This window comes from Paracoccus sp. S4493 (assembly GCF_000967735.1).
GTDB lineage: Bacteria > Pseudomonadota > Alphaproteobacteria > Rhodobacterales > Rhodobacteraceae > Paracoccus > Paracoccus marcusii.
This window is the reverse complement of sequence record NZ_JXYF01000183.1, coordinates 1-6474: the sequence shown is the minus strand read 5'-3', so window position 1 is coordinate 6474 and position 6474 is coordinate 1. Positions and strand designations below refer to the sequence as shown.

8 protein-coding genes are annotated in these 6474 nt (G+C 68.5%); 3 read left to right on the top strand and 5 right to left on the bottom strand.

The window, feature by feature from the left end; genetic code table 11:
• The 3 genes from TW83_RS16095 to TW83_RS16085 form a co-directional block, all read left to right on the top strand.
• A partial coding sequence (locus TW83_RS16095; RefSeq protein WP_045983796.1) for an HlyD family efflux transporter periplasmic adaptor subunit occupies positions 1–583 on the top strand: 583 nt, incomplete at its 5' end.
• A gap of 4 nt (positions 584–587) precedes the next feature.
• A complete protein-coding gene (locus tag TW83_RS16090; protein WP_045983795.1) occupies positions 588–1739 on the top strand; it encodes an ABC transporter permease in 1152 nt (383 codons plus the stop codon).
• Positions 1736–2905, top strand: a complete 1170-nt coding sequence (locus tag TW83_RS16085; RefSeq protein ID WP_045983794.1) for an ABC transporter permease — start codon at positions 1736–1738, stop codon at positions 2903–2905. Before TW83_RS16090 ends, TW83_RS16085 begins: the two co-directional genes overlap by 4 nt.
• Here the strand turns inward: TW83_RS16085 and madM are convergent.
• Genes madM through TW83_RS16060 form a run of 5 tightly spaced genes read right to left on the bottom strand, consistent with a single transcriptional unit; the run spans position 2838 to position 6401 of the window.
• Positions 2838–3599, bottom strand: coding sequence for a malonate transporter subunit MadM (madM, locus tag TW83_RS16080; protein ID WP_045983793.1), 762 nt, complete (start codon positions 3597–3599; stop codon positions 2838–2840). The genes TW83_RS16085 and madM overlap by 68 nt on opposite strands.
• A gap of 3 nt (positions 3600–3602) precedes the next feature.
• Complete coding sequence (gene madL / locus TW83_RS16075; RefSeq protein WP_045983792.1) at positions 3603–3995, bottom strand: malonate transporter subunit MadL; 393 nt, start codon at positions 3993–3995, stop codon at positions 3603–3605.
• 32 nt (positions 3996–4027) lie between these two features.
• Positions 4028–5578, bottom strand: a complete 1551-nt coding sequence (locus TW83_RS16070) for an IS66 family transposase (RefSeq protein ID WP_045983791.1) — start codon at positions 5576–5578, stop codon at positions 4028–4030.
• A gap of 53 nt (positions 5579–5631) precedes the next feature.
• Entirely contained in the window at positions 5632–5979 is a 348-nt protein-coding gene (gene tnpB / locus TW83_RS16065; protein ID WP_084695240.1) for an IS66 family insertion sequence element accessory protein TnpB, read from the bottom strand.
• Complete coding sequence (locus TW83_RS16060; protein WP_239441404.1) at positions 5979–6401, bottom strand: transposase; 423 nt, start codon at positions 6399–6401, stop codon at positions 5979–5981. The genes tnpB and TW83_RS16060 overlap by 1 nt, the downstream gene beginning before the upstream one ends.
• Positions 6402–6474: the final 73 nt, after the last annotated feature.

Sequence of the window (6474 nt, the reverse complement as noted above, 5' to 3'; positions counted from 1 at the left end):
CACGGGCCTGTCGCAGCAGGGCCTGCGCCCGCAGGCGGCGCTGGACCAGTCGACGCGCAACCTGGATGCCGCAGCAGGCCGGGTCGAGGCCGCCGAGGCGCAGCTGGACCTGGCCCGCGCCGGTGCCTCGCCCGAGGAACGCGATGTCGCGGCCGCCCAGGTCGCCCAGGCCGAGGCCGCATTGGCCCAACGCCAGGCGGATCTGGACGAGCTGGAGATCTTTGCGCCCCGGTCCGGCGAGGTCTCGGGCCGGATGATCGAGCTGGGCGAGAATGTCGGCCCCGGCGCGCCGCTGTTCACCATCGTCGATCTGGACCAGGCCTGGTTCACCTTCAACCTGCGCGAGGACCTGCTGGCGGGGCTGGAGATGGGCGACCGGCTGACGATCCGCATCCCCGCCCTGGACCTTGAGGCCGAGGCCGAGATCACCCTGATCAACGTGCAGGGCCAGTTCGCCAGCTGGCGCGCCACCCGCGCGACGGGCGATTTCGACCTGCGCAGCTTTGAACTGCGCGCCCGGCCCGTCGAACCGCTGGAGGGTCTGCGCCCCGGCATGTCCGCGCTGATCCAGCTGGACCGCTAGGGCCATGCTGGCCGTCATGGCGCGCGAGATCCGCCTGCTGCCGCGCCGCCCGGCGCTGGCGGGGCTGGTGATCGTGCTGCCGCTGATCATGCTGCTGGTTCTGGGCGGCATCTTTCGCGCGGGCATTCCCACGGGCATGGCGGTGGCGGTGATCGACCTGGACCGATCCGACCTGTCGCGGGCCGTGACGCGGATGCTGGATGCGGCGCCCGAACTGACCGTGACCCATCGCGCCTCGGACCTGTCCGAGGCGCGGTCGCTGATCGTCTCGGGCGCGGTGCGCGGCGCGGTCCTGATGCCGCCCGATCTGGAACGCGACATCACCCGGGGCGCGCGCCCCGAGATCGTGACCTTCTACGACAACCAGCACATGAGCGCCGGATCGCTGGTCGCCCGCGGCGCCCGCAATGCCATCGACACGGCGCTGGCGGGCCTGCGCCTGTCGGTGCGCCAGGGTCAAGGAGAGGCGCCCGTGCAGGCCATGGTCGCGCTGCAGCCCATCCCGATGCAGGCGCATGCGCTGTTCAACCCGGCCTTTGATTATGTGCATTTCCTGCTGGCCGCGCTGATCCCCACGGTCCTGCAGATCATCGCCGCCGCCGCGACCGCCTATGCGGTGTCGCTGGATTTCGGGCCGGGGCGGCATCCGCGCGTGCTGATGCGCATGGGCGGCGGTATCCTGCCCGCGATGCTGGGCAAGATCCTGCCCTATACGGTCATCTTTCTGCTGATCCTGGGCCTGTCGGATGTGGCGCTGTATGGCTGGCTGGCGGTGCCGTTGCGCGGGTCGCTGTGGCTGATGGCCCTGGGGGCGGTGCTGTTCGTGCTGGCCTCGCAGATGATCGGGGCGCTGGCCTTCGTGCTGACCCGCGACATGGGCCGGGCGGCCAGCATGATCGCGCTGATCACCGCGCCGGCCTTCGGCTTCATGGGGCTGGGTTTCCCGCGCGAGGCGATGTCGACCCTGGCCCAGGCCTGGGGCGCGGCCATTCCCGGCACTTGGTATGTCCAGCTGCGCATCGACCAGTCGCTGCGCGCGACTCCGCTGGACATATCCGCCATGTCGGTCCTGTGGCTGGCGGTGATCGCGGGCGTTCTGGCGGCGCTGATCCTGGCGCAGCTGTCGCGCCTGGCCCGGCAGGAGGCCGCGCCATGAGCCCGCTTGCCACCGCCTTTCGCGCGGAACTGGCCGCCGTGCTGGGCGACAAGCAGGTGCGGATGATCGTGCTGCTGGCGCTGATCCTTTATGCGGTGATCTATCCGCTGCCCTATCGGGCCGAACTGCTGCGTGACGTGCCGGTGGTGCTGGTCGATCAGGACGGCAGCACCGCATCGGCCGATCTGGCGCGGCGGGTGGACGCGTCGGAGGCGGTCGCCCTGACCCACCGCGCCCCCGACATGGCCGAGGCCACGCGGCTGGTCCACGAACGCCGCGCCTACGGCGTCATGCTGATCCCCGACGGGTTCGAACGCGCCCTGCTGCGCGGTGATCAAAGCCCCGTCGCGCTTTATGCCGATGCCAGCTATTTCCTGATGTATCAGCGCGTGATGCAGGGCGCCGCCGTCCCCCTGCGCCAGATGGGCGCCGAGATCGAGGCCGGGCGCCTGATCGCCCAGGGCACGCCCCGCGCCGTGGCCACCGCCCAGGTCAGCCCGGCCGTCCAGGTCGAGGTGCCGCTGTTCAACCCCGCCGCGGGTTACGCGACCTATGTGCTGCCCGCGGCCTTCGTGCTGATCCTGCAGCAGACGATGATGATGGGGCTGGCCTTGGCTGCGACCCGGCGCGGGCCGCTGCCCGGCCATCCGGTCTGGCGGCTGCTGGGCCGGGCGGGGGCGTGGCTGGCCATCTGGGCGGGGCTGCTGCCGGTCTATCTGATCGTGCTGCCGGTGCTCTATGGCCTGCCGATCCTGGGCGGGCCGGGGGCGCTGATGATGCTGGGCCTGCCCTTCCTGCTGGCGGCCGGGTTTCTGGCGCAGCTGGTCGCGGCGCTGTTCCGGCGGGGCGAGGTCGTGCAGGTCGTGCTGCTGGCGCTCGGGATGCCGTTCTTCTTCCTGTCGGGCTTCGCTTGGCCGGTCGAGGCGATCCCGGCCCATCTCAACGCGCTGGCGCAGCTGATCCCGTCGACGGCGGCCATCGACGGGCTGGTGCGGGTCACGCAGATGGGCGCGACCCTGCCCGAGATCGCGCCCATCCTGTGGCATCTGTGGGCCTTGGCCGCGGGGCTGGGCCTCGTGGTGCTGGCGGTCGAGACGGTCAGCCCGTCACGGCCAGCAGCGCCAGATAGAGGACCGACGGCCCCATCAGACAGCCCAGCCCGGTGAAGAAGGTCGCCGTCATCGCGCCATAGGGCACCAGCCGCTTGTCGGTCGCGGCCAGCCCCCCGGCCACGCCGCTGGTCGTGCCCATCAGCCCGCCATAGGCCATGGCCGATTTCGGGTTGTTCAGCCCGATCAGCGGCGCGACCAGCGGCGTGCCGATCATCACCAGCACCGCCTTCAGCAGCCCCGCAGCGACCGACAGGGCGATGACCTCGGAACTGGCGCCCAAGGCGGTGCCGGTCACCGGACCCACGATATAGGTCGCCGCACCCCCGCCGATCGTCGCCATGCTGACCGCATCGGTATAGCCGAAGGCCGCCGCGATCGCCGCGCCCACCGCGAAGGACACCACGATTCCCAAGGCCAGCGCGCTGCCCCCCGCCGCGCCGGCCTTGCGGATCTCGCGCATGTCGACGCCGTAAGCGGTCGAGACGATGGCCAGGTCGCGCAGCATCGCGCCCCCCATCAGCCCGATCCCGGTGAACAGCGGCACATCCGCCAGCCCGCGGCTGCCCCCGGTCATCATGCCGCCGATCCAGGCCAGGATCAGACCGATGATGATGGCCACTGCCGATCCGTGCAGCCGACCCGCCGTCAGCCGGTCGGACAGCTGATAGGACAGCCACATGACGCCGCCCACGAACAGGAAGGCAAAGACCAGGCCGTTGCGGGCCAGAACCTCGACGATCATCTCCATGGATCAGCCCTCCTGCGCGGTCAGGGGCGGCAGCGGTTCGTCCTGGCCGCCGATGCGGGCCACGACCGAGACCAGCGCCCAGCAGGCGACGGTGGCGCCGATGCCCACCATGATCGCCAAGGGGCCGCCCGCCAGCGCGGCGACCACGTTCTGCTGGGCGGCCATCGCGACCACGATGGGGATGTACATGGCCGACCAGAACAGCACCCCCTGTTCGAAGGCCTGCGGCAGGCGGCCCGTCCGGCGCAGCCAGTCGGTCAGCAGGATCAGGAGCAGCATGGCGAAGCCCACGCCCCCCACATTCGACTGGACGCCCAACAGGACCCCCAGCAGGTCGCCCAGGATGACGCCCGCAAGATGACAGGCGGCCAAGGCCGCCACTCCGTAGATGATCATGTTCGTAAGCGGCGGCGCCGCCTCACCTGGTTTCAGCTTGACGGGTTGAAGTTCCAGGGCAGCAGGTCGTCGATCTTTGCCTGAGGATGGCTGGCTGCCACCGCTTCCAGGGTTGCCTTGAGGTAGGCGAAGGGTTCGACGCCGTTGACCTTTGCGGTGGCGATCAGGGATGCGATGCGCGCCCAGGATCGGCCACCCTCGTCATGGCCTGCGAAGAGCGCATTCTTTCGCGTCAGCGCGATCGGCCGGATCAGGTTCTCGACGTTGTTGGAGTCGATCTCGACCCGGCCGTCGCGCAAGAAGGTCTGCAACCCGCCCCAGTGACGATGGATATAGGCCAGCTTCTCCCCGAGGCGCGACCTCATCGATATGCGCCGACACTGCAGCTGCAGCCATTCCCCGAATGCGGCGATCAGCGGCGCACTGCGCGCTTGGCGGGCCGACAGCCGCTGGCCCGGGTCCATGCCACGGATCTCGGCCTCGATCCGGTAAAGCTCGGCTATTCGGCACAGGCCCTCGGCCGCGATCTTGGAGCCGTCGCGATCAAAGATCTCCTTCAGTTTTCGCCGGACATGCGCCCAGCAATAAGCGACGGTGATCGGTGCGCCGCCTGTCCGGGACGGACGCGTCAGACGGTTGTAGCCGGTATAGCCATCCAGCTGCAGGGTGCCGTCAAAGCCATGGAGGATGCGCTCTGCGGTTTCGCCCGCGCGGTCGGGCGCATAGGTGAAGACCACACCGGGCGGATCGCCCCCGCCCCATGAGCGGTCATCGCGCGCCAGGGCCCAGAGGTAGCCCGTCTTCGTCCGGCCTCGGCCAGGATCGAGCACGGGTGCCGTGGTTTCGTCCATGAACAGCTTGCTCGACGTCTTCAGGTGCTCTGTCAGCCGATCGACCACGGGACCGAGGTGGAAGGCGGCGGTGCCGACCCAATCAGCCAGCGTGCTGCGGTGAAGCTCGATGCCCGCGCGGGCAAGGATTTGGCTCTGACGATACAACGGCAGATGGTCCGCGTATTTGCTGACCAGCACATGCGCCAAGGCGCCCTCAGTGGGTAGGCCGCCATCGATCAGGTGTGCGGGTGCCGGTGCCTGGGTCACGCCCTCTGCACACCTGCGGCACGCATATTTTGGGCGCACGGTCACGATGACCCGCAGTTGCGCGGGCACGATATCCAGCCGCTCGGTCCGGTCTTCGCCGATGCGGTGCATCTCACCACAGCCACACGGACAGAGCAGACTGCTCGGCTCGATCACGCGTTCTACGCGGGGCAGGCTTTCCGGAAGATGCCCGCGATTGCGGCGGGCGGCCCGGCGCGGGGGCGTGCGGGGCGCAGTCTCCGCATCCTGCCGGGTCTCGGCCTCGGCCAACGCGGTTTCCAGATCCTCGAAAGCCAGCTGACGCTCGTCGTCGTTCAGCTTCTCGGAGCGTTTGCCATGCAAGACCTGGTTCAGCTCGGCGATCAGATGCTCCAGCCGCCGGTTGGTTTCCTGCAGCGCGTCCCGTTCCCTCAGCACGGCAAGAACAGCGGCGCGCTGGCTTTCGGGGATGGCGGACAGGTCGATGGACGGAGCGGCGGACATGAAGTCATCATACCCTGATCCGACTGTAGTTGAACGCTTTTATTGCATTCAGGTCATTCTGAAACGGCTGGCTTTGGGGTTTCCAGAGGTCGGACCCGCCGCCAGTCGAGGCCGGCAAAAAGCGCCTCGAACTGCGTTCGGCTCAAGGTCATGGCCCCGTCCCGGATGGCCGGCCAGGTGAAGCTGTCGGCCTCAAGGCGCTTGTAAGCCATCACCAGCCCGCTGCCGTCCCAGAACAGGATCTTCAGCCTGTCGGCGCGCTTCGAGCGGAACACAAAGATCGTGCCGGTGAAGGGGTCTTCCGCCAGCATCGACTGCGCCAAGGCTGCCAATCCGTCGTGCCCCTTCCTGAAGTCCACCGGCTTGGTCGCCACCAGGATCCGCATGCCCTGCGACGGCATCAGCACGGCGCGGCTCCAAGAGCACGGACAATCTCGGCCAGCCGAACGGCGGGCGTGTCCGCGGCCAGCTCAAGCCTCACCTCCCCGATAATGATCCTGATCCCCTCGTCTGCAGCGCGCCCGTCGTAGGAATGGACAGCAGGCGGTGTATCGCAAACCACCAGCGAGGCAAAGACCGGCTCTTCGGCCAAGATGGCTGGCAGCACCAGCTTACCCTGCTTGGCCAGCCGCCGCCACGCCGATACCTGGTTCGGCTGCACTCCATAGTGATCCGCCACTGCGTTTACCGTGGCCCCCGGCTGCAGTGTATCGGCGACCACCCGAGCCTTCACCTCATCCGGCCACCGCCGATGACCAGAGGCATAAATCTCCACGCCCAGGGAGGTGAGAAACGAATTCTTGGCACACATTGCGAAACGCACTCCCCATCAGCCGATGAAAAGGACTTCGCAGCAGCGCGTCAGCCACGCAACGTGGGGTTCAGACGCCGCTTAC

Bases quoted from the DNA above. Each gene is read 5' to 3' on its own strand.
- tnpB (WP_084695240.1), bottom strand. From the start codon at position 5,979: ATGCCGTCGCAGGGCATGCGGATCCTGGTGGCGACCAAGCCGGTGGAC.
- TW83_RS16090 (WP_045983795.1), top strand. From the start codon at position 588: ATGCTGGCCGTCATGGCGCGCGAGATCCGCCTGCTGCCGCGCCGCCCG.
- madL (WP_045983792.1), bottom strand. From the start codon at position 3,995: ATGATCATCTACGGAGTGGCGGCCTTGGCCGCCTGTCATCTTGCGGGC.
- madM (WP_045983793.1), bottom strand. From the start codon at position 3,599: ATGGAGATGATCGTCGAGGTTCTGGCCCGCAACGGCCTGGTCTTTGCC.
- TW83_RS16085 (WP_045983794.1), top strand. From the start codon at position 1,736: ATGAGCCCGCTTGCCACCGCCTTTCGCGCGGAACTGGCCGCCGTGCTG.
- TW83_RS16070 (WP_045983791.1), bottom strand. From the start codon at position 5,578: ATGTCCGCCGCTCCGTCCATCGACCTGTCCGCCATCCCCGAAAGCCAG.